The 22,239-nt window shown below is 35.2% G+C and carries 20 protein-coding genes and 1 riboswitch; of the genes, 16 read left to right on the top strand and 4 right to left on the bottom strand.

The genetic code is table 11. The features are described 5' to 3' along the window. Nucleotides 1–288: 288 nt before the first annotated feature. Nucleotides 289–663 carry a VOC family protein gene (locus tag MHI39_RS26090; protein WP_259548519.1) on the top strand — a complete coding sequence of 125 codons (375 nt, stop codon included), beginning with the start codon at nucleotides 289–291 and terminating at the stop codon, nucleotides 661–663. Nucleotides 664–917: 254 nt separating this feature from the next. Here the strand turns inward: MHI39_RS26090 and MHI39_RS26085 are convergent, their stop codons facing one another. Further along, the gene (locus MHI39_RS26085; RefSeq protein WP_259548518.1) at nucleotides 918–1,502 is read right to left on the bottom strand and encodes a TetR/AcrR family transcriptional regulator; all 585 of its coding nucleotides are present in this window, start codon (nucleotides 1,500–1,502) and stop codon (nucleotides 918–920) included. Between the two features lie 197 nt (nucleotides 1,503–1,699). On the opposite strand from MHI39_RS26085, the gene MHI39_RS26080 reads away from it, so the two are divergent. The 3 genes from MHI39_RS26080 (at nucleotide 1,700) to MHI39_RS26070 (ending at nucleotide 4,999) form a co-directional block, all read left to right on the top strand. Further along, the gene (locus tag MHI39_RS26080; protein WP_071976291.1) at nucleotides 1,700–2,434 is read left to right on the top strand and encodes a glucose 1-dehydrogenase; all 735 of its coding nucleotides are present in this window, start codon (nucleotides 1,700–1,702) and stop codon (nucleotides 2,432–2,434) included. Between the two features lie 423 nt (nucleotides 2,435–2,857). Beyond that, entirely contained in the window at nucleotides 2,858–3,808 is a 951-nt protein-coding gene (locus tag MHI39_RS26075) for an L-lactate dehydrogenase (RefSeq protein WP_259548517.1), read from the top strand. Nucleotides 3,809–4,231: 423 nt separating this feature from the next. Then, nucleotides 4,232–4,999 (top strand): isocitrate lyase/phosphoenolpyruvate mutase family protein, encoded by a 768-nt coding sequence (locus MHI39_RS26070; RefSeq protein ID WP_259548516.1) that lies wholly within the window; start codon nucleotides 4,232–4,234, stop codon nucleotides 4,997–4,999. Between the two features lie 197 nt (nucleotides 5,000–5,196). Here MHI39_RS26070 and MHI39_RS26065 read toward each other — a convergent pair whose 3' ends face one another. Further along, nucleotides 5,197–5,961, bottom strand: a complete 765-nt coding sequence (locus MHI39_RS26065) for a DeoR/GlpR family DNA-binding transcription regulator (protein WP_342540470.1) — start codon at nucleotides 5,959–5,961, stop codon at nucleotides 5,197–5,199. A gap of 369 nt (nucleotides 5,962–6,330) precedes the next feature. Here MHI39_RS26065 and MHI39_RS26060 point away from each other — a divergent pair, with 369 nt between their 5' ends. From MHI39_RS26060 to phnX, 5 genes are read left to right on the top strand one after another with little or no spacing between them, the layout of a single operon-like run. Then, complete coding sequence (locus MHI39_RS26060) at nucleotides 6,331–7,083, top strand: ABC transporter ATP-binding protein (protein WP_259548513.1); 753 nt, start codon at nucleotides 6,331–6,333, stop codon at nucleotides 7,081–7,083. Beyond that, the gene (locus MHI39_RS26055; RefSeq protein WP_342540469.1) at nucleotides 7,076–8,698 is read left to right on the top strand and encodes an ABC transporter permease subunit; all 1,623 of its coding nucleotides are present in this window, start codon (nucleotides 7,076–7,078) and stop codon (nucleotides 8,696–8,698) included. Before MHI39_RS26060 ends, MHI39_RS26055 begins: the two co-directional genes overlap by 8 nt. A 28-nt stretch (nucleotides 8,699–8,726) precedes the next feature. Continuing rightward, entirely contained in the window at nucleotides 8,727–9,731 is a 1,005-nt protein-coding gene (locus tag MHI39_RS26050) for an extracellular solute-binding protein (protein ID WP_342540468.1), read from the top strand. A 20-nt stretch (nucleotides 9,732–9,751) separates the two neighbouring features. Further along, nucleotides 9,752–10,846: a 2-aminoethylphosphonate--pyruvate transaminase gene (gene phnW / locus MHI39_RS26045; protein ID WP_342540467.1), complete on the top strand. Its 1,095-nt coding sequence runs from the start codon at nucleotides 9,752–9,754 to the stop codon at nucleotides 10,844–10,846. Next, nucleotides 10,843–11,685 carry a phosphonoacetaldehyde hydrolase gene (phnX, locus tag MHI39_RS26040; protein ID WP_342540466.1) on the top strand — a complete coding sequence of 281 codons (843 nt, stop codon included), beginning with the start codon at nucleotides 10,843–10,845 and terminating at the stop codon, nucleotides 11,683–11,685. The genes phnW and phnX overlap by 4 nt, the downstream gene beginning before the upstream one ends. A gap of 257 nt (nucleotides 11,686–11,942) precedes the next feature. Here the strand turns inward: phnX and MHI39_RS26035 are convergent, their stop codons facing one another. Then, on the bottom strand, nucleotides 11,943–13,061 hold the full coding sequence (locus MHI39_RS26035; RefSeq protein WP_342541492.1) for a 5-methyltetrahydropteroyltriglutamate--homocysteine S-methyltransferase: 1,119 nt from the start codon (nucleotides 13,059–13,061) through the stop codon (nucleotides 11,943–11,945). 108 nt (nucleotides 13,062–13,169) lie between these two features. Then, nucleotides 13,170–13,269: riboswitch (SAM riboswitch) on the bottom strand. Between the two features lie 574 nt (nucleotides 13,270–13,843). Between MHI39_RS26035 and MHI39_RS26030 the strand changes: the two genes are divergently transcribed. From MHI39_RS26030 to MHI39_RS26000, 7 genes are all read left to right on the top strand, one after another. Continuing rightward, nucleotides 13,844–15,346, top strand: a complete 1,503-nt coding sequence (locus tag MHI39_RS26030; protein ID WP_342540465.1) for a malate:quinone oxidoreductase — start codon at nucleotides 13,844–13,846, stop codon at nucleotides 15,344–15,346. A 219-nt stretch (nucleotides 15,347–15,565) separates the two neighbouring features. Continuing rightward, a complete protein-coding gene (locus tag MHI39_RS26025) occupies nucleotides 15,566–16,066 on the top strand; it encodes a sigma-70 family RNA polymerase sigma factor (protein ID WP_342540464.1) in 501 nt (166 codons plus the stop codon). Then, nucleotides 16,059–17,015 (top strand): anti sigma factor C-terminal domain-containing protein, encoded by a 957-nt coding sequence (locus MHI39_RS26020; RefSeq protein WP_342540463.1) that lies wholly within the window; start codon nucleotides 16,059–16,061, stop codon nucleotides 17,013–17,015. Before MHI39_RS26025 ends, MHI39_RS26020 begins: the two co-directional genes overlap by 8 nt. 220 nt (nucleotides 17,016–17,235) lie before the next feature. Then, nucleotides 17,236–17,883 (top strand): FMN-dependent NADH-azoreductase, encoded by a 648-nt coding sequence (locus tag MHI39_RS26015; protein WP_259548506.1) that lies wholly within the window; start codon nucleotides 17,236–17,238, stop codon nucleotides 17,881–17,883. Between the two features lie 266 nt (nucleotides 17,884–18,149). Continuing rightward, a complete protein-coding gene (locus tag MHI39_RS26010; protein ID WP_342540462.1) occupies nucleotides 18,150–18,992 on the top strand; it encodes a transporter substrate-binding domain-containing protein in 843 nt (280 codons plus the stop codon). Between the two features lie 228 nt (nucleotides 18,993–19,220). Continuing rightward, nucleotides 19,221–19,976 (top strand): amino acid ABC transporter permease, encoded by a 756-nt coding sequence (locus MHI39_RS26005; protein ID WP_251339495.1) that lies wholly within the window; start codon nucleotides 19,221–19,223, stop codon nucleotides 19,974–19,976. Nucleotides 19,977–19,992: 16 nt separating this feature from the next. After that, nucleotides 19,993–20,736: an amino acid ABC transporter ATP-binding protein gene (locus tag MHI39_RS26000; RefSeq protein WP_259548505.1), complete on the top strand. Its 744-nt coding sequence runs from the start codon at nucleotides 19,993–19,995 to the stop codon at nucleotides 20,734–20,736. A 55-nt stretch (nucleotides 20,737–20,791) separates the two neighbouring features. Here MHI39_RS26000 and guaD read toward each other — a convergent pair whose 3' ends face one another. After that, a complete protein-coding gene (gene guaD / locus MHI39_RS25995; protein WP_259548504.1) occupies nucleotides 20,792–22,156 on the bottom strand; it encodes a guanine deaminase in 1,365 nt (454 codons plus the stop codon). Nucleotides 22,157–22,239 lie beyond the last annotated feature (83 nt).

The raw sequence follows: 22,239 nt of genomic DNA, 5'->3' as shown, positions 1-22,239 counted from the left end.
TATAAATATTTATTCGTTTGAATATTAGAGCGGGGAGATAAGGTATTGAAGTAGTTAAGCATAAAAAAACGGGACAAAAAGCAAATGATATTAAAAAGTTTTTGTAAAGAATGTGGTAAAGATGCTTGATTTAGAAAAAAGTCAGTTGATAGTAAAGAAACATGACAATGACTGTAAATGAAAGAAGTCAAAAGCTTCTGGAGAAAAAATAGATAATAGAGCATAGCTCATGAAATTCAAGCATTCAATTTTGATATCATATATCCCATTCAATAAGGAGAGGTAAGCATGAAAAAATCGTTTATTGAACAAGTTCATTACATAAGAATTCCGGTTAGAGATTTAGACCAATCAGCTAAATGGTACGAAGAGGTGTTAGGATTACAACTGTTAACCATCACAGATGACCCTTATGCAATTATTAAAGTAAATGATGGACCATTTTTAGTTATTTTAGTACCCACTGATGATGAAACTTATGCTCATTTTACCGTTAATGGTGAACCGGCTTTCAACATTGGCTTTACTAGTCCTGAATTAATTAAATTTCACCAGCATCTAATCGATACTGGAGTCAAAGTTGAGGATATAAAAGAAGATAATGGGCATGCATATTTCCATTTTTTTGATCCAAGTGGTAATAAACTTCAAGTACACTGGTAGAAATCATTATATAATTATCTTTCAATGTTATATAACAATTAGTAGAGCAAATCCCTGGATAAGGGGAATTTACGGAAATAAAGTAAGCAGATAATCCATGATGTAGAAGCTAACAAACTTATATGATAGGTTGTTAGCTTCTTTTTCAATTTCAAATAAGTATGTATCTCCAGTTGATTACGATGCTAAAAATCGCAAAGTCAATCACAATTGATTCGATTGCTTTTCTGACAAAATGTACTAGAGATAGATTCTTACTCTTTATTTTTAACGATGATTTCACCTAATGTTGTTGTGTATAGGTATGATAATCTTTTCGCCATTTCCTCGGGAGAACTTTTAAACCCTTCTTTAATCCAGTAGATAAACAAACCTAAAAAGGCATAGGTTTCATAATAGTTGACTGCTTCTATATCGAACCATACACCATCTTTCAATTCTAAGTCGTTGCGGCTAATAGCCGAGATAGTTTCGCAAAATATATTTTGTGACCCTGGGATCACTTCTCCCATTAACATGAGAGAAAACACAAATTGGTTATTAAAAACAAATTCAAAGATTGGAATACTTTGGGTGGAGTCAGCTAAAGAGAATGTCTTTTTCCCTTTAAAACTTTCTTTATAGTACTGTGCTAGCTCATCTAAATAATCATGAAAAATATCTGCTAAAAGCTGCGTACTATTCTCATAATGGGAATAAAATGTAACCCTATTGCAGTGAGCAACTTCTGCAATTTTAGTAATAGAAATTTCCTTAAATTCCTCTTCCTTTAATAGCTCCAACATTGCTTTCTTTAAGTTTTTTCGTGTTCTTAAAATACGACGATCTTCATTTGCCACTTATTTTCCTACCACCTTGCAACGTACATTCTTTTCAAAAGTATAACACGAAATAAGAAAGAACACTTTTAGTAGATTAGCAAATCTCCTTCTTTGACTTTTATATAGAATTTTGTTATTTTACAGTTGTAGTTTAACTATAATTATTTTTCTATTGATGAGATATTCAGTTTCGTACTGAAAAGGAGGAGTTATTAATGACTCGTTTAGAAGGTAAAGTAGCAATTATTACAGGTGCTGCCCAAGGAATGGGAGCATCTCACGCAAGACGCTTTGTTGCAGAAGGTGCAAAAGTTGTTATAACAGATTTAAATGAAGAAAAAGGTACCGCTTTAGCCAGTGAATTAGGTGAAAATGTTTTATTTGTAAAACAAAATGTTACTAGTGCAGAAGATTGGGCAGCTGTTGTGGCGAAGGCTGAAGAAAAATTTGGGCCAGTCAATGTATTAGTAAATAACGCAGGTATTACAATGGCGAAATCTATACTTGAAACGACAGAGGAAGAATACCGTCGCATCGTGGATATTAACCAAGTATCTGTCTTTTTAGGAATGAAAAATGTTATTCCATCTATGCAAAAAGTGGGTGGCGGTTCAATTGTTAACATTTCTTCAATCAATGGTATTGTTGGGGGTGCTGTTGGGTACACAGATACTAAATTTGCTGTTCGTGGCATGACAAAAGCGGCTGCAATGGAATGCTCACATTATGGCATCCGTGTTAACTCAGTACATCCTGGTGTTATCGCCACACCTATGGTTGTGCAAGAGGATACAAAAGCAGCTGTAGAGGAATTTGCTAAACATATTCCTTTAAAACGAGTTGCACAACCAGAAGAAGTAACAAATCTTGTGCTTTATTTAGCTTCTGATGAATCAAGCTACTCAACTGGTGCTGAATTTATTGTAGATGGCGGCATCACTGCAATGTAATTAGATTTAATAGAGTAAAGCCGTAAACTATCGCGGCTTTATTCTATTAAACACTTCCTTCTCTCTTATTCCAATTTATTATATTTTTGATAGAGTAATAACCAGCATAAAAAATAAGGTTCATCGTTTATTCATAAATATTGTGAAATGTTTCACATATTATATGTTAAACTAACCATGTTAAAAAAAGCAGAAAACAAGCATTCAAGTAAACTATATTTTTTTAAATCAATTTGTGAAACACTTCACAATATGGTCGGCCATTTGTGTTTTTTAGTATATATATTTATTAGTTAATCTTTCCCTTTTCATAAATTAATTTAATCCTGGCAATTCTAGGATTAGACTATTTAGATTGATTGAAATTGGAATAATCAGCTGGCTAATCTTTAATTTTATAGAATCTGAAGGGGGATCTATTCTGTGAATAAAGAAAAAGTAAATCGTATTGTATTAGTTGGAACAGGTGCTGTAGGTTGTAGTTATGCCTATTCTCTTATTAACCAGGGCGTGGCGGAGGAGCTAGTCTTAATCGATGTTAATGAAGCAAAAGCTGAAGGTGAAGCGATGGATCTTAATCATGGAATGCCTTTCGCACCCTCACCTATACGTGTATGGAGTGGTTTTTATCAAGATTGTGCGACGGCCGACCTAGTTGTTATCACTGCTGGACTGGCGCAGAAGCCAGGGGAAACCCGTTTGGAATTAGTCGAAAAAAATACGAAAATATTTAAGCAAATTGTAAAAAGCATTATGGAAAGTGGATTTAATGGGATATTCTTAGTTGCAACAAATCCAGTGGATATTTTAACCTATGTGACTTGGAAAGAATCGGGTCTACCAAAGGAACGTGTAATTGGTTCTGGGACAGTATTAGATTCTGCGCGTCTAAGATCTGCGCTAGGAAAGTATTTCAATGTAGATACAAGAAATGTTCACGCAGCCATTATCGGTGAACATGGAGATACAGAGCTCCCAATTTGGAGCCATGCAATGATTGGAATTGAGCATCTCAATGCAGTATTGAAGCGTAAGGGAGATTTAAAAAAAGAATGTTTAGATGACATCTTTGTAAATGTCCGTGATGCGGCCTATCAGATCATTGAGAGAAAAGGGGCAACATATTATGGGATAGGAATGTCTCTCGTTCGGATTACAAAAGCAATCCTTAATAATGAAAACAGCATTTTGACAGTATCCGCTTATCTTAACGGAGAATATGGACAAAGTGATGTATATATTGGAGTTCCCGCTGTCATTAACCGTTCCGGCATTCGCGAAGTAGTTGAGATTGAGCTAAATGAAAAGGAAACAGAACAATTTAATCATTCTGTTTCTGTGTTAAAAGAAACGATGCGGCCTGTGATTGAATGAATTAAAGTATAGATTATTTTCATTAAAGAACTTTCTGCAAGAATAAATGAGTTTCTCCAATAAGATTTAATCTAAAAAATGATGAAATTAGACTTTGCAAGTGAAGCACTGTATAGCTTCACTTTTTGTTTTATTTTAGGCTCTTTTCTCAAACATTGCTATTATTTAGGGAATTTTGGTTGGTGAAAGTTGGATGAAGTTAATCAAATCCCTTATCCCACTGAGATAAATGCTTTAAACCCGCCATAGATACGGTGAATCATTTATTTAGTGTAGAAGTCGTTAGTAAGGGCTTTTATAATAGCAACGAACGACACTAAACCAGCCTTGTTTTATATCCAGACCATAAGAGCAAGAATGAGGACGAATTGGAGATCTGTTACTTGTTAAAATGAATCCAGGAACGATTAGGAGGACAATAACATGAACAAGATACAGGAATTCAATGAGTTACATTCTTCAAAGGAATTATTATTTTTAGGAAATGCCTGGGATTTACTTTCAGCCTTAACACTTGAAAAGGCAGGTTTCAAAGCCATTGGAACGACTAGTTGGGGAATTGCAAATTCAATAGGATTACGAGATGGTGAATTAATTGATTTTGAAAGGCATTTAGGGATCATTAAAACGATAGTAGATAATGTGAAAATTCCTGTATCTGCGGATATTGAGGCGGGATATAGCGAAGATACTAGCAAGATTATTCATCATGTTTTAAGGACCGCAGATGTAGGGGTAGCAGGTATCAATATTGAGGATTCATTAAAAAAGTCAAATGGCTTAAGAGAGATTTCATTGCACTGTAATCTTCTGGAGAAAATAAGAATCGCGTTAGACCATCATGGTTATAAGGATTTTTATATTAATGCTAGAACAGATACTTACTTCCAAAAGGAAAACCCTTTAATGGAAACTATAGAACGAGCACAGGCATATGTTGATAGTAGCGCAAGCGGGATCTTTGTTCCAGGCTTGAAAGACCATTCAGAAATTAAAGAAATCACTATGAATGTCAATGCTCCACTGAATGTCTTATCTTTACCAGGACTAACAAATTGTCATCAGCTTCAGGAATTAGGAGTGAGACGTTTTAGTTTTGGAAATGCACTATCTGATACAGTCATTGCTTATTTAGAAAAGAAGGTTGACGAATTGATAGAGCTTAAGGATACATCCCTCTTGTATGAGTGATAGTATGAAAAAGTAGTTAGTCAAAACGACAAAAGGGATAGTGCACCAGCGATTAAAAAAGTGATTATAGTTGTTTGTTAAAATGAGAATAAGAAATTATCATATCTTTTTATCATTTTCAGACGATGATCTCATCTATTAATACGATTAAAAGAAGAGGTGTGACCAAATTGGCGCACTCTTTTGTTGTTCAGCGATTATGCTTCTAAAACAATTAAATTTGTGTTTGTTTTTTTAAATTGATTGATGAAAAGTTTATTTATATTATGATCTGTAATAACATAATCGATTTCGCTGAGTGGTGCTATTCCAATGGTGACGTTCTTACCGAATTTTGTACTATCAGCGGCCACATAGATTTCATTGGATAGTTCGATCATTTTTTTTCTGGTGATGGCTTCTTCCACATTATAGTCAGAAATTCCTTTTTCGATTGTGATTCCACTTGCACAAATAAATGCCTTTTGTATATTTAATTGGCTAAAATTAAATAAATAGTCATATGTTACGACTGATCTTTCGTCTCTCCTTATTTTTCCACCAATAATAATCAGTTCGATGTCACTATTTAGTAGTTCAAGTATAACTGGAATCGAGTTAGTTATGACTGTTAGCTTTTTTTTGTTTTTTATATATTTTGCAATCTGAAAAGTTGTCGAACCGCTATCAATATAAATACAATCCCCATCTTGAATGTATTCACTACATTTTTGAGCAATGGTTTCCTTCTCTTTTAAGTGGCTGACCATTCGTTCATCCATGGTTGATTCTCCGAATTTTTCCTCAACAATTTTAACGCCGCCGTAAATTTTCTCAATCTTTCCTTGCTTTGTCAGCAAGCTGATGTCCCTACGCAGTGTATCAATGGAAACATTCAATTCCTTCGTTAACTCAGTTAACTTCATTACTTTTTTTATCATTAATAACTCGACAATTTTCTTTTGTCTTTCAAGAGGAAACATCTTATTCACCCATTTATAGTAAGTCTTTTTAAAAGGCTCTTTTCTAAAACATTGTTGCTATTTAAGTAAAGTTTTAACAAATAACGATCAGCAGAAGACCGCTATATCTTTTATTGGATGTAAAAGCATGCGGTAGCTTTTACAAAAGCAACAAGCTATACGAATCACAGCTTTTTAAAATTATACTTTAAGTTTACTGATTGCTTATTAAATTTTCAATATATTAGCATATGTTGTCGTTAAATTAATTATGATTTATTAATGATTTAGTAAAGAGTTATGCATAATTTACATATTATTTACATGATCCTAAACTTACATTTACAAATGGTAATTATACTTAAAGTCGTAATCAGGGAGGTGAACAGTTTGCTGAAGCTGCAAAATATAGGCAAACACTATGACAAAAAGGTCATTTTGGAAAATATCAATCTCGAAATTGATACTGGAGAAATTGTTTCACTATTAGGTCCAAGTGGCAGTGGCAAGACCACCTTATTATCTATTATTTTGGGGTTAACTAAAGCGGATCAGGGGAAAATCATGTTTAACGATGTGGATTTGAGTAATGTATCGATGAAGGAACGAGGTTTTAATATTGTCTTCCAGGATTACGCACTTTTTCCCCATATAAATGCTTATGAAAATATTGTATATGGAGTAAGAAATAAGAAAGGATTAGTGTCAGAGAAAGAGATAAAGGAGTATATCGAATTCCTAGAGCTAACCCCCCATTTAACCAAAAAAATAGGAGAATTATCAGGTGGTCAGAAACAAAGGGTTGCACTCGCAAGAACATTAGTAACAAAACCGAAAATATTATTGTTAGATGAACCTTTAAGTGCATTGGATGGGGTCATTAAGGAATCAATTAAGGAGCGGATTAAGTCAATTGCAAAGGAGTTTAAGCTTACAACCATTCTTGTCACCCATGACCCGGAGGAAGCCCTAACCTTGTCAGATAAAATTTTGATCATAAATCAGGGAAATATTTCGCAGTTTGGGACCCCATATGAAATTATTAATCAACCAAGTAATGGTTTTGTGAAAGAATTTATTCTCAAGCAATTACAAATTAAGCGACAAAATATTTATCACTTATTTGGTGAAAAATATGCCTAATGGAAAACCAGAAATGCGGATTATTTTTACCATCATAGTATGTTTATTTGCAGTCTTTCTAGTATGGCCTTTGGCCACTTTATTTGTTCGATCATTTGAAACAGGTAATGGATTCGATGTCGCGAATTATCACTCGATCCTATCTAATAAGGAACTAATGAAGTCCATAGGGAATAGTCTATTAATTTCTAGTATTACGGCTATTATCTCTACTATTTTAGCATTTATCTTAGCCTATACCATCAATTGTACGAGGATTTATCAGCCCGTAAAGGGAGTAATTATAACGGGGATGCTTATTCCAATGCTGCTTCCGACCATCACCTATGGATTTGCGATTATGTATTCTTTTGGAAATCAAGGATTAATTACAAAGCTTTTTGGACGAAAAATATTCGATATTTATGGATTTAACGGCTTATTAATAGGTTATGTCATTTATACATTACCATCAGCCTTTCTTCTTATTAATAATTCCTTTAAGTATATTGATAAGAAATTTATCATTGTTTCTAAGCTAATGGGTGATGGAACATTGAGAAGTTTTATGAACACGATTATTCGCCCTTTGTGGGGAACCTTAGCTGGTGCTTTCGTCCTTTCCTTTATCTTGAGCTTTACCGATTTTGGAATCCCTGCTTCGGTTGGGGGAACGTTTGATGTGGTAGCAACTCAGCTATATCAGGTGATGCTTGGTTCCATACCAGATTTCAATAGTGGTGCTGCAATTGCGGTAATCATGTTAATCCCTGCTGTATTTGCTGTTTTTCTTTTAAATTATCTTGAAAAATTTAATTTTCACTATGACAAATTTACAGAGATTGAAATGATTCAAAATAAACCAAGAGATATTTCCTTTAGTGTAATCTCTTCTGTCATTTTAATAGGAATGGTTGCCATTTTTGCCGTAATGTTCGTTGCACCGTTAGTAAACAGCTATCCTTATAATCTAACATTTACATTGAGCCATTTCATTGATGTGTTTCAATCAAGTGATTTAGTCAATGTTTATAAAAATTCAATAGTAATAGCATTATTAACGGGAGTAGTTGGTACGTTTGTTGCCTATAGTGCGGCGCTAGTAAATGTACGTACACCGCTTAAAGGAAAAAGATTAATGGACACAATTTCAATCATTACTAATACGGTACCAGGTATGGTATTAGGTTTATCGTATTTACTTCTTTTTAATAATAGCAGTTTAAAAGGAACGATCACCATTATTGTGCTATGTACATTGGTCCACTATTTTACGACGCCTTATTTAATGGCTAAAAATACCCTAGCTAAAATGAATCCGACTTGGGAAACAACGGGAGAATTATTGGGAGATAGCTGGCTAAAGACGGTTCGACGCGTTCTTTTGCCAAACTCAGTATCAACAATATTTGAAATGTTTAGCTACTATTTCATTAATGCGATGGTAACGATTAGTGGAATTATCTTCTTAGTTACCGCTGAAACTTCAGTAGTAGCGAGCAAAATTAAAGAATTGCAGCACTTTGCTAAATTCAATGAAATCTTTGTATTATCGATACTCATTTTTGGTACTAATTTAATCGTTAAATTACTTTGTGATTATATTCAAAAACGACCATCAATTAATGGGAATTGAAACTTTTGATAAAAGTGAGGGATAAATGATGTTTAAAACGATTAAGGGAATGTTACTGTGTCTTATTGCTTTTAGTTTAGTACTTACATTAGTTGGCTGTAATAATAATTCAAATGCAGTAAAGGCAAATAAAGCAAAGAAAGTAGTTATTTTAACGAATGGGGATGAAGAAGCAGTTGCAGCGATGGAAAAGTCATTAAAAGATGCGGGCTATGAGGGGAAATATGTCGTTCAATCTTTGGGTACATCTGAATTAGGAGGAAAGCTAACCGCTGAGGGAGATAAAATAGATGCTAATTTAGTCACAATGAGTTCTTATTTTATCCAAAGTGCTCAAGAAAAGCACAAAATGTTTACAGATTTAACATTCACAGCGAATGCATTAGAAACATATCCATCCTACTATACACCGATTCTAGCTAATACCGGTTCTATATTTGTCAATACCGAGGTCATCAAAGAAAAGGGTCTACCAATGCCGACTTCTATAAAGGACTTAACAAAGCCGGAGTTTAAAGGATTAGTATCGATCCCAAATATTATGGACTCTTCTACAGCCTGGTTATTAGTCCAAGCTATTATCAATCAATATGGAGAGAAGAAAGGAAAAGCTATTCTTCACGATCTAGTAACAAATGTTGGTCCACATCTTGAAAGTTCTGGATCAGGTCCTATTAAGAAAGTTCAGGCTGGGGAAGTGGCTGCGGGTTTTGGACTTCGTCACCAAGCAGTAATTGCAAAAGAACAAGGGGCACCAATTGATTATATTGATCCATCTGAAGGAAATTTCTCACTGACTGAATCTATTGCTGTGGTGAAAAAGGATGATAAAACAACAGATTTAGCGATGAAAATGGCAGAGGTCATTGTTAAGGAAGGCAGAAAAGAGTTAATCAACAATTATCCAGTTGCCCTTTACGAAGGAGAAACAATTAGTGATATACATAAACCTGCCCACACAAAGAAATTTGAAAAACCATTAACTGTTGAACTATTAAAGCAGCATCAAGAGTTTTTCAATTCAGCGAAGTAAAAAAATAGGGAGAGATGGACATGTACAATTATAAACTAATAACACCAGGTCCTTTAACCACTACAAGCACGGTTAAAGAGGAAATGCTATTTGACCGTTGCACGTGGGACAATGATTATAAATCCATTACGCAAAAAATTAGGGCGCAGCTTCTTGAATTGGCAGTTGCTGCTGAGGATGAATATACGGTTGTGCTTATGCAAGGGAGCGGTACGTTCGCAGTTGAATCCGTCATGCATACAGCCATTGCAAATGAAGATAAAGCTTTAATCATCACGAACGGTGCATATGGTGAACGAATGATAAAAATGGCAATGTACATCGGCCTTAACTTTAAGGAGTATCGTGTACAATACAATGAGTACCCAATTGAAATGGAAATAAAGGCTATTTTAGAGGAAGATCAAGAAATTACACATATAATCATGGTTCATTGTGAGACAACGACAGGAATCTTAAATCCAATTGAAATGGTTTCAAAACTGTCGAAGGAGTTTGGAAAAACCTTAATTATTGATGCAATGAGCAGCTTTGGCGGTCTAGAAATCAATGTACCTGTTCTAGGAATTGACTATTTAATCAGCAGCGCAAATAAATGTATTCAAGGTGTACCTGGCTTTGGCTTTGTTATTGCTAAACGTGAGAAACTACTAGCATGTAAGGGGAACTCTCAAAGTCTATCATTAGATTTATATGATCAATGGGTAGAAATGGAGAAGGATGGAAAATGGCGCTACACCTCACCAACACATGTAGTGGCTGCCTTTTCTAAAGCAATTGATGAATTAATAGAAGAAGGCGGCATTCCAGCAAGATTTGCCCGGTATCAAACTAATAATCGTATGTTAAGAGAGAGACTTGCCAAGATAGGAATTCATGCCTATATTACAGATGATAAACAATCGCCGATTATTACAACCTTTCTTTTCCCAAATGAGAAATTCAACTTTGAAGAATTCTATTCCTATACAAAGGAGAGAGGCTTTGTCCTCTATCCAGGAAAACTAACCGATATAGATACCTTCCGCATTGGGAATATTGGTGAAATTTATGAAGAAGATATCCTAGCATTGTGTGAAATTATTGAAGAATATATGGGAGTGATGGTAAAGTGAATAAAATTGAAGGAGTAATTTTGGATTGGGCAGGAACAACGGTGGATTTCGGCTGCTTTGCACCAGTAAATGTATTTATTGATATTTTTAAACATGCAGGTGTTGATGTGACAATGGAGGAAGCAAGAGCACCGATGGGATTGCTTAAGATTGACCACATTCGTGCCATGCTGTCGATGCCTAGAATCTCTCATTTATGGAAGGAGAGATTTGGCAGAGAGTTTAATGAACAAGATGTAGAGAAATTATATGCTGAATTCGAGCCTGCACTCATGTCATCCTTAGCTGAGTATACAGATCTCATTCCTGAGGTGATTGAGGCCGTTCAAACTTTAAGAAGCCAAGGATTGAAAATCGGTTCAACAACAGGTTACACACAATCCATGATGGATGTTGTTGTACCTAATGCACACAAAAAAGGGTATAGTCCAGATTTTTATATCACTCCTGATGGTACCAATTCTCTGGGAAGACCTTATCCTTATATGATTTATCGAAACATTGAAGCATTGAAATTATCAGCATCCTGGAAGGTAGTAAAAGTTGGAGATACGACCTCAGACATAAAAGAGGCGGTTAATGCTGGCGTTTGGTCAGTCGGCGTCATAATAGGTAGTTCCGAAATGGGGCTAAGTTTATCTGAATATGATGCCTTATCCGAGGTAGATCAAGAGAAGGCCATCTCTAGAACAGAACAAACTTTTTTACAAAGCGGGGCAGATTTTACAATAAAAACAATGGGAGAACTACCTGAATTAATTGAAAAAATTAACAGTCTTATCTCGGAAGGTAAGAAGCCTAGTGCAGGTTTAACGTACTTAGTGGAGGGGATTTATTGAAATCAATATCAAAAAAGAATAAGATATTTATTTTATTATTTATAATGCTTTAATGTGTTGCTTGCTTCTTTGATATTAAATATAAAGGATTATTCTTCCAACTACTACCTAATTCGATTCAATCATATTTAGCCGGTTTTTTTTAATAACCTCTTTTGTAAAATTAATTTCTTTCCTAGCTAGCCTTGATGGAGAAGCTCTGATGAGTAATAAAAGGACCGGGCATTTTTTGCCCGGTTTATCTTATGTAAGTGAAACTATTGTCCCCAGACCTCTTTTGCGATACGTACTACATGGCGTAATTTACTCCATTGTTCTTCTTCTGTTAGGATATTTCCTTCTTCAGTAGAAGCAAATCCACATTGCGGACTCAAACAAAGTTGATTAATATTCACATATTTTGTTGCTTCTTTAATCCGTCCTATAATTTCATCTTTATCTTCGAGTTCAGGAGTTTTAGATGTGATGAGTCCCAATACCACATGTTGATCTTTAATGAATCGTAATGGTGTAAAATCTCCAGATCGTTCATTATCATATTCTAAGAAGAAGGCATCTACATTAACACGTGAAAATAACTCTTTTGCAATGGGTTCATATCCACCTTGATACAGCCAGGAAGATTTGAAATTTCCACGACAAATATGCAGGGTAATTGCCATATCCTCGGGTTTGTTGGCTACAGCTTCTACAGTAATATCAGCAAATTTTTTCACAAGCTCATCCGGATCGAATCCTTGTGATTTTATTTTATCTCGGAAAGCATCACTGAACAATGCTCCCCAGCTTGTATCATCTAATTGTAAATAGCGGCAACCTGCATCATAAAATGTTTGAATGGCATCTTGATACACTTTAATAATATCGTTAGCTACCTCATCAAATGAAGGATATGAAGGATTATTTAAATATGGTTCACTTCCAACTACACCCGAGTAGAAAATCATATTAGGGCCTGGAATTGTAATTTTCGCAATATGATCACCGGCAATGCTTTTCAAATACGTGAAGTCTTCTAAAAAAGGATGATCCTTAGGGAAACTTAATTTCGAATCAACTGTATATGCTTCTGCCTTATTCATCGCTCCATTAAATGCACCAGTGATGTCTATTTCATAAACACGAATCCCCTCAATAGCTCTGATAAAATCTAAGTGCCACCATCTTCTTCTGAATTCACCATCTGTCACTGCCGTTAGTCCTACTTCTTTTTGCTTTTCAACAATTCTAGCAATCTCAATGTCTTCTAATGCACGTAATGCTTCCTTCGTTATTTGGCCATTCTTATATTGAGCCCTGGCATCTTTAAGTGCTTGTGGACGCAAGAAGCTCCCAACATGGTCTGCTCTAAATGGTGCTTTCTTAATTGTATTAATCAAATTGGACAACCCCTCTAAAGTTAAATTAGTTTTTTTCTTAGCTTTTTCAGGGTACAAAAAAACCCTTCTTAAAAAAGAAGAGATTAAAATCATGGATAATTACTCTTCTTATCTTCAAGCAAAACGCTACTGGAATTAGCACAGTACAAAAATGTCTGTTGCTGAGATATCTCAGGGCCAGTCCCTCCATCTCTCTAAATAAGAAAGTGACAAATTTAATTATTAATTATCAATTTACCTGTATATTCAGAGAATGTCAATTTTCCGGTGCGAATAAGTATGATGGAACTCATATTCATCATATGGGAAGGGGCTTTTATTGAGGGAAACGTTATCTCGGTATACAAATAATCAGTTTATTCAAGAAGAAAAGGAAAGAACTATTAGTGGACTCCTGCAAAATTATCATATTCATAATCAAAGAGAGGTCATATAGTAAAGAACATTTTAGTTGTGATGAGTGGTTTTGTTTATTTATATTAATATAATTTTTTGGAGTCGACGATCGATTATGACTAGAACCATTCCGATAAATGGAGCCAAAAACAGGTTAAATGATGTGGATTGTTTCTCCATTTTTTACGTAATTTTAGATATCTTATCACTCTCATACAATAGTGATATTTAAATCTATAAATAATAGTGATATACTATAATTAGGAATGAATTGATACAGAAAAGGTGTGTGTGATCAGGTCGCGCCTTGGCTTGCTTGTTACGCCGAAGAAGGAGCGTCTACATCCTTTTTTGCAAATCTAACGGTATAAGGGACGATAAAAATGAGTAACAGACAAACTAAAACAGACGTTATCTTAATTGGTGCCGGAGTCATGAGCGCGACTTTGGGATCATTACTGAAAGAATTAGCACCGCAATGGGAAATTAAAGTATTTGAGAAACTAGCAAATCCAGGGGAAGAAAGCTCTAACGAATGGAATAATGCGGGTACAGGGCATTCTGCACTGTGTGAGCTTAATTATACAACTGAAAAAGCTGATGGATCTATCGATATTACGAAAGCGATTAAAATCAATGAGCAGTTTCAGCTTTCAAGACAGTTTTGGTCTTATCTTGTAAACCGTGAACTGATTCATAATCCACAAGACTTTATCATGCCAATTCCTCATATGAGTCTAGTCCAAGGGGAAAAAAATGTAACGTTTTTGAAAAAGCGTTTTGAAGCGCTTTCAAATAATCCGTTGTTTCAAGGAATGGAATTCTCTGATGATCCGGATAAACTAAAGGAATGGATTCCACTTATTATGGAAGGTCGTACCGATAATGAACCAATAGCAGCAACCAAAATTGACTCTGGAACAGATGTTAACTTTGGTGCTTTAACACGCATGTTATTTGACCATTTAAAGAGTCTAGACGTTGAGATTAACTATAAGCACACGGTAAAAGATATTAAACGTACAAACGAAGGCTTATGGGAAGTGAAAGTACACAATATTGAAAGCGGTAGTACTGAATACCATACAGCTAAATTTGTCTTTATCGGCGGTGGAGGCGGAAGTCTACCATTATTACAAAAAACCGGAATTCCCGAATCTAAGCATATCGGAGGCTTCCCGGTCAGTGGCTTATTTATGGTTTGTAATAATCCTGAAATTGTTGAACAGCATCATGCAAAGGTATATGGTAAAGCGAAGGTTGGCGCACCTCCAATGTCTGTTCCACATCTTGACACACGATATATCGACAATAAGAAATCATTGTTATTTGGACCATTTGCCGGCTTTTCACCGAAGTTTTTGAAAACGGGTTCAAACTTAGATTTAATCCTTTCTGTAAAACCTAATAATGTATTGACGATGTTGGCGGCAGGCTTCAAAGAGATGGCATTAACAAAGTATCTAATCCAGCAAGTATTGTTATCGAATGAAAAGCGTTTGGAAGAGCTAAAAGAGTTTATCCCGAATGCTAAACTTGAGGATTGGGATATCGTCGTTGCTGGACAACGTGTGCAAGTAATTAAAGATACGGAGACAGGCGGTAAAGGTACACTACAATTTGGTACCGAAGTTGTTACTGCATCGGATGGTTCGGTAGCTGCATTGCTTGGTGCTTCACCGGGTGCTTCTACTGCTGTTCATGTTATGCTTGAAGTATTAGAAAAATGCTTCCCGCAATACATGATGGAATGGGAGCCGAAACTAAAAGAAATGATCCCTTCTTATGGTATGTCTTTAATGGAAAATCCAGAGCTTTTACAAGAAATTCATACCTCAACAGCACAAGCACTTGGGCTAAGTCAACAAGAATTAGCTTATAGTTAAGAACGAATAAAGAATCTTTGATCTATCATTAGATTAAGGATTCTTTTTTTGTGTTTAGAGAGGTAAAAATTTATGATGAAGAACATTTGTGTGAGTTTAATAGTTGGTTTTGTCGTGCTAGAGGATCATTGTCTTTCATAACCGAAATAAAGTAAGTTATTTTAGAAGTTTTTGTTAACCTTTTAGGGATTGAAACGTTTTAATGGTGGGAGGTCCGAAATGAATGATTCCATGATGGGAAAAAAACTTAACGAAGTACTAAAATTTGTTTACTCTTATCTATTAAAAATGGGTGCTTCAAAGGAAGATGCAGAAGATATTATTCAAGATACTGCATATAAATTCTTACAATATATTGATTCTGTCGGAATTTCTAATGTACAAAGCTGGCTGTTTAGAGTAGCAATTAATCAATATTATGATATGACCCGAAAGAATTCTAGACGGAGAGAAATTTTATTGTTCAACTTACAAGAATTATTTGAGGAAGAGACGCCAGAAAAATTACTTTTACAAAGTGAATTAGAGAAAGACATCCATGAACTGTTAAACAAATTAAAACCGAAGCATCGTCAATTACTTCTTCTTAAATATAGTACCGGATTGAAAATAAATGAAATAGCAGATCTATTAGGTATGAAAGTAGGATCGGTTAAGACAATTCTACACAGAGCCAGGTGCGAATTTATTGAACAATATAGGAGGTATGGTAATGAATAAAGAAAATGAATTTTTACCAAAAGATTTAGAGTTTGAGAAATTAGTAAAAAAGGCAAAGAGACGTTCAATGACAAAAATGGTGTTGATTTCATTAATTATAAGCTTAATCGTATTTACTGGTTTATATCTTATGGGTGATAAGATTATGAATATGAAAATAGAAAATGAATTTATAATGGATTCAACTTGGAATGAGATTTTAGGAGCAAATGTTGAAGAAGTAAAGGGAACAACTTATAACTATTCTCCAATATCAGCAACAGCAAAAACAAAATTAGTTAAGAAAGTTGGAGGGGTTCCAATACCGTGGGGGGAAAAAGAAAGAGTCTTTACTATTTTGGGAACGTCGAGATTGATTACGGATGTTCCACCGAGATCAGGTAGTATAAGGGATGAACGTATCCCTTTATATTACCAAGGAGAAAGAGTCATTGAATTCTATCACCCAGACGTTATATATAAGGAGATTTTTGATGATAGAGATTTGTTGAATCAAATTGATGATAACAAAGTTGTTGAAATGGCATTTTCATTTAATAAGGGATATTCAATCGAAGAAGTTGAGAAAATTTTTAAAGATCAATTAGCATGGTATTGGGTAGATACCTATAGTAAAAAGGATACAAAGGAGTATAGCAAGTTAAATGAAGAGAATTCAAGTGGATACACCATAAATGGATTTGAAGCATATGGATTTAAATATAATAATCGTTCAGCATCTACTTTTATATCTAATCTTCAATTGATTAGATCAAAAAGTGGAGAGTATCAAGAGGAAGCAACTGAAATTTATAATAACATTACGAATAACGGTAGGGATAAATTGACACCCAAGAACCTTAAAATTATTGGTGTCGTAGTTACAGGAAAACCAAGTGATTTAAAAAAGTATAATGACACATCTATCATTCGAGGTGCTATGTTAGGGGCAACAACCGATCAGTATTAAAATGATAGAAAAAGGGTTTTCCCTTTACAGAGAGGAAAGCAAATGTATCCATTTTACAATGGATTAGTATAGGAATTTTTGGTGGAGCAGAATTCCAAACAAATTCATATGAGGGTGTTATAATAAGTATTTGGAAAGTATAAAGCAATGCTATCCAAATACAAAAATTTATTTTAACTATTATATTTTTTATTTCAATATAATAATAGGAGGCTCTTTTATGAATGTTTTAGTTGTTAAAGCAAATAACCGCCCAGCAGCAGAGGGTGTTTCCAGCAGAATGTATGAAACTTTTATGGACGCATTAAAAGGTGCGAAAAATTTGAATGTGACTACATATGATGTATTCGCTGAGGATACACCTTATTTTGGTCAAGATATATTTAATGCTTTTGGAAAAGTGAATAACGGTGGAGAATTAACTGATGTGGAACAACGTCTCTTAAACGCGAAACAAAAAGCAATGGATGCGTTATCTGCTGCAGATGTAGTTGTATTTGCATTCCCATTATGGAATTTAACTATTCCAGCTAAATTACAAACTTTTATCGATTATGTATACGCTGCTGGATTTGCATTTAAATATGATGCTGATGGTAACATGATTCAATTAATGACGGATAAAAAAGCCATTTTCTTAAATGCACGTGGCGGAATTTATTCTACTCCAGAAATGGCACAGATGGACATGTCTGTTAATTATATGCGTAACGTATTTGGTGGTATATTTGGTATGGAAATTATCGATGAAGTCATTATTGAAGGTCATAATGCTATGCCTAATAAAGCAGAAGAAATCATTCAAGAAGGATTACGTAAGGTTACAGAGGCTGCTAATAAACTAGCAAATCAAGTGGCTTTAGTGTAAATTTTTCTGTATGCAAGTAAAAATACTGATCGTACTTTGAGATCAAAGTTATTCGATAAGAAGTAAACGTCAATATGAGATGATTAACCAGCAAAGCTCATTTGACTCCCAAAAATAGAATTTAATCATAATAGAAAAGGCTTGAGTTTGACTCAGGTCTTTTTTTTATTTTAGAACTACTTGAACAAATTAGAAAATTTAGATAATATCAAAGATAGGCACATAAATTATTAATATACGGACGAATCGGGGGGAGAAAGGTATTTATGAGAAAAAAACGATTAGTTTTTATGGCAATCTCCTTAACAATTATACTGCTATTAGCAGGATGTGGTACTAGCGAAAAGGAAACGGTGGGGACAAAAACAACAGATAAAGAAACATTTAAAGTAGGTCTTGAAGCTGGGTATGCTCCATTCAACTGGACACAGAAAGATGATTCTAATGGCGGAGTAAAAATTGATGGTAGTGCAGAATATGCAGGTGGTTATGATGTGGAGATTGCTAAAAAAATAGCTGAAGGTTTGGGAAAAAAACTTGTAATCGTTAAAACCGAATGGGATGGCCTTGTTCCAGCATTAACTTCTGGAAAAATCGATGCCATCATAGCAGGAATGTCACCAACAGCAGAGCGCAAAAAGACAATCGATTTCTCGGATATCTACTATAAATCAAATTTAGTGATGGTCGTTAAAAAAGGTGGGAAATATGAGACAGCAACTTCTATTCAGGATTTCAGTGGCGCTAAAATAACAGCTCAATTAAATACATTCCACTATTCAGTCATTGATCAAATTAAAGGTGTAAATAAGCAGCCAGCAATGGATAATTTTCCGGCAATGAGGGTAGCGCTGGAATCAGGAGTCATTGATGGATATGTATCCGAACGTCCAGAAGGAGTCAGTGCTGAATCTGCTAACAAAAACTACAAAATGGTTGAATTTACTGATGGATTTAAAACATCAGATGATGATACGGCTATCGCTGTCGGTGTTAAAAAAGGCAGCAGTTTAACAGATGAAATTAATAAAATTTTATCAGGGATCTCAGAAGAGGAACGTTCGAGCATTATGGATACTGCTATTAAAAATCAACCAGCAGCAAATTAATAAGGAGTGAAGCCGGGTACATATATGCACCCGGTTTTGTTGGTTCCGTTAGATTGTAAATATCTTATATACGATTTTTATCATATTTTTAAGCCGTTTCTACTTGTTGTCTTTTGGGTCTATTGGAATACAAGTGGTCAGGGCTTGTTTTCGCCATATTTTACGAAAAAATTTATAACATTGAAATAAGAAGTGTAAGAGGTTTTGGTAGGGAAAAGGGGGATAAATATGACTTTTGATTGGTTAATGAAGATTGTTACAGAAAATTGGCCAATGTTCATCCGCGGTGCAGGGATTACAATGTTGATTTCTATTGTGGGTACCATTCTTGGATTTATCATCGGTCTAATAATAGGAGGGATACGGACAATTCCTCTGCCTGAGAGAGGAGCAAAGAGAGTTTTTCTTAAAGTGATACGTGCGATATTCTCTACCTATATTGAAATATTTCGTGGAACACCGATGATCGTACAAGCAATGGTTATTTTTTATGGATCAGCTTTAGCATTTGGTGCAGACATGGACCGTCTATATGCTGCCTTCCTCATTGTATCGATTAACACTGGGGCGTATATGGCAGAAATCGTCCGAGGCGGGATTCTCTCGATTGATAAAGGTCAGTATGAAGCAGCGCAGGCAATTGGAATGAACCATTTTAGAACGATGTTCCATATTGTCCTACCTCAAGCCATTCGTAATGTTATACCCTCAATTGGAAATCAGTTTGTTATTAATATTAAGGATACCTCTGTTCTAAATGTCATTTCTGTATCAGAATTATTTTTCCAAACAAAATCAATCGCCGGAAATAACTTTAGATATTTTGAATCATTTTTTGTTGCCTGTGTGCTTTACCTAATTATGACCATAACCGTATCACGAATATTAGCGTATATCGAAAAGAGATTAGATGGACCGGAAAATTATTCTCAAATTATAGTAGAGGCACCTGAAGATATGTACAGGAAAAATGCCAGCCAATAGTCGAGGAGGAGATGATATGGAAAAAATCATAGAATTTCAGCATTTAAGTAAAACCTTTGGAAGCAATGAAGTGTTAAAGGACATCAATTTTTCAGTTAATAAAGGGGAAGTAGTCTGTATTATTGGTTCGTCTGGGTCCGGAAAGTCTACACTTCTTCGTTGTGCGAATCTATTAGAAAAACCGAGTGGCGGTCAAATTCTTTATAAGGGTGAAAACATATTAAGTAAAGATCGCGATATTCCTGAATATCGTACGAAATTAGGAATGGTGTTTCAGCAATTTAATTTATTTAATAATTTTAATGTACTTGGAAATTGTGTAGTAGGGCAAATGAGGGTGTTAAAACGTTCTCGAGGAGAGGCAGAAAAGCTAGCACTGAAATATTTAAAAGTTGTTGGAATGGATCAATATATTCATGCCAAACCAAAACAATTATCAGGAGGTCAAAAACAGCGTGTAGCTATAGCAAGAGCACTTTCTATGGAACCAGATGTAATGTTATTTGATGAGCCTACTTCAGCTCTTGATCCTGAATTGGTAGGAGAGGTTCTAAAAGTTATGAAAGAGCTTGCCGGCAGTGGTCTCACAATGTTAATAGTTACCCATGAAATGGGATTTGCAAAAGAAGTTTCAAACCGTGTAGTGTTTATGGACAAAGGAGTAATTGCAGAGGAAGGAAGTCCAGAACAAATCTTTAATCATCCCACACAAGAACGGACAAGAGAGTTTTTGAAACGTACACTAGCACAAAATGTGTAAGAAAGGGGGTCAGTCCCCCACTGCTTTAAAGCGGTGGGGGACTGACCCCACCTTTTTATCTTGAATGGACTTTTTTACCTTGAACCCAGACTTCTCGAATGTTTTCTGGTCGAGTATTATACATGATTTTTTGGAAGATATCATATAGATCTTCATTTGGATCGAATATTGGGAGCTTTGCAGAAGGTACGTTTGTGTCGATAATTTGTACATCCCATGTATAGTTTTCGTGTATTCGTCCAATTGGTAGGCTTAAACTTTCTCCACCGCCTGCTGTTGCGAAGTAAAAGGCTTCATTAATGGTAATGCGAGAATTAGGCACGCCACGTTCTTCTGCAGGAAGGGCATTATTGACTCCATCTTCTAGCATTCTTGAAGAGACAACAGATTGTTTTGCGTTATCGTAAAGACTAGGAGTGGCCCCAGCTGAAATATCCGTTCCTAAGCCAATATCAATCCCTTTGTCCCGAAAGCGGGCAATGGGAATGACACTATTGGCAAAATAAGCATTCGATAAGGGGCAATGACCAATGGCTGTTCCCGTTTTAGCAAATAATTCTGCATCATCATCATCTAAAAAATTGCAATGTGCCATGACCGACTTATCACCTAATAGTCCAAAATCATGTAATGCAAAGGCATCATGTTTATGAAACCGATTTTTGACATATTCGTGCTCCCAATCACTTTCACTACAATGGGATTGGATATGTGTATCATACTTTGCTGCTAATTCTCCTAATCCTTTAAGAGCCTCAGTTGTGCAGCTAGGAATAAAGCGTGGAGTAACAACAGGGTATACCCCTTGTTTTACCTGCTTCGCTAACTCTTGAACAGCTAAAATGAATTCTTCAGTATCTGCTAATGCTGTTTCTGTATTTATATCTCGGTAATAGTCAGGATTTTGTTCTGGATCATCCATCACCACTTTTCCCACCAAGCCTCGCTGTCCTTTCTTTGCGCATATTTCTGCAAGTAAGAGACTTGCCTCCTTATGTACCGTTGCAAAGTAAAGTGCAGTTGTTGTTCCATTCGCGAGCAAGGTTTGAACTAAATCTTCATAGACAGTTGCCGCGAAGTCTAAATCCGCATATTTAGCTTCTAATGGAAATGTGTATGTATTTAACCAATCATGTAGTGGAAGGTCCAGTGCTGTTCCAGATTGTGCCCATTGTGGGGCGTGAACATGTAAATCGACAAAACCAGGCAGGATATACTGGCCATCGGCAAGGCGATGGAAATTATCTTTCCCTTGATATTTATCTAGAAATAACTGGTATTCTTCGTTCTCTGGGACAACTATTTTTTCAATAATGCCATTCTCATTTATACAGAATAGGCAATCTTTCAAAATAGTAATCTCTTTTGAGGTATGACTAGTGAAAGCTGTTCCTTGGAAAATTTCATAACATTTATCCATGATTACCACCTTAATGTTCGTCTTTTTCTATAATAGTCAGTATAATTGTTTGGAATTTTGATGTCTACTAAATTATTTCCGTT

This window comes from Heyndrickxia sp. FSL K6-6286, assembly GCF_038630395.1.
Classification (GTDB): Bacteria; Bacillota; Bacilli; order Bacillales; family Bacillaceae_C; genus Heyndrickxia; species Heyndrickxia oleronia.
The sequence above is the reverse complement of the archived record's forward strand: the minus strand, read 5'-3'. Positions and strand labels throughout refer to the sequence as shown.

Bases quoted from the DNA above. Each gene is read 5' to 3' on its own strand.
- guaD (WP_259548504.1), bottom strand. From the start codon at position 22,156: ATGGATAAATGTTATGAAATTTTCCAAGGAACAGCTTTCACTAGTCAT.
- MHI39_RS26015 (WP_259548506.1), top strand. From the start codon at position 17,236: ATGAATGTTTTAGTTGTTAAAGCAAATAACCGCCCAGCAGCAGAGGGT.
- MHI39_RS26020 (WP_342540463.1), top strand. From the start codon at position 16,059: ATGAATAAAGAAAATGAATTTTTACCAAAAGATTTAGAGTTTGAGAAA.
- MHI39_RS26010 (WP_342540462.1), top strand. From the start codon at position 18,150: ATGAGAAAAAAACGATTAGTTTTTATGGCAATCTCCTTAACAATTATA.
- MHI39_RS26090 (WP_259548519.1), top strand. From the start codon at position 289: ATGAAAAAATCGTTTATTGAACAAGTTCATTACATAAGAATTCCGGTT.
- MHI39_RS26065 (WP_342540470.1), bottom strand. From the start codon at position 5,961: ATGTTTCCTCTTGAAAGACAAAAGAAAATTGTCGAGTTATTAATGATA.
- MHI39_RS26025 (WP_342540464.1), top strand. From the start codon at position 15,566: ATGAATGATTCCATGATGGGAAAAAAACTTAACGAAGTACTAAAATTT.
- MHI39_RS26000 (WP_259548505.1), top strand. From the start codon at position 19,993: ATGGAAAAAATCATAGAATTTCAGCATTTAAGTAAAACCTTTGGAAGC.
- MHI39_RS26070 (WP_259548516.1), top strand. From the start codon at position 4,232: ATGAACAAGATACAGGAATTCAATGAGTTACATTCTTCAAAGGAATTA.
- MHI39_RS26005 (WP_251339495.1), top strand. From the start codon at position 19,221: ATGACTTTTGATTGGTTAATGAAGATTGTTACAGAAAATTGGCCAATG.
- MHI39_RS26055 (WP_342540469.1), top strand. From the start codon at position 7,076: ATGCCTAATGGAAAACCAGAAATGCGGATTATTTTTACCATCATAGTA.
- MHI39_RS26030 (WP_342540465.1), top strand. From the start codon at position 13,844: ATGAGTAACAGACAAACTAAAACAGACGTTATCTTAATTGGTGCCGGA.
- phnW (WP_342540467.1), top strand. From the start codon at position 9,752: ATGTACAATTATAAACTAATAACACCAGGTCCTTTAACCACTACAAGC.
- MHI39_RS26050 (WP_342540468.1), top strand. From the start codon at position 8,727: ATGTTTAAAACGATTAAGGGAATGTTACTGTGTCTTATTGCTTTTAGT.
- MHI39_RS26080 (WP_071976291.1), top strand. From the start codon at position 1,700: ATGACTCGTTTAGAAGGTAAAGTAGCAATTATTACAGGTGCTGCCCAA.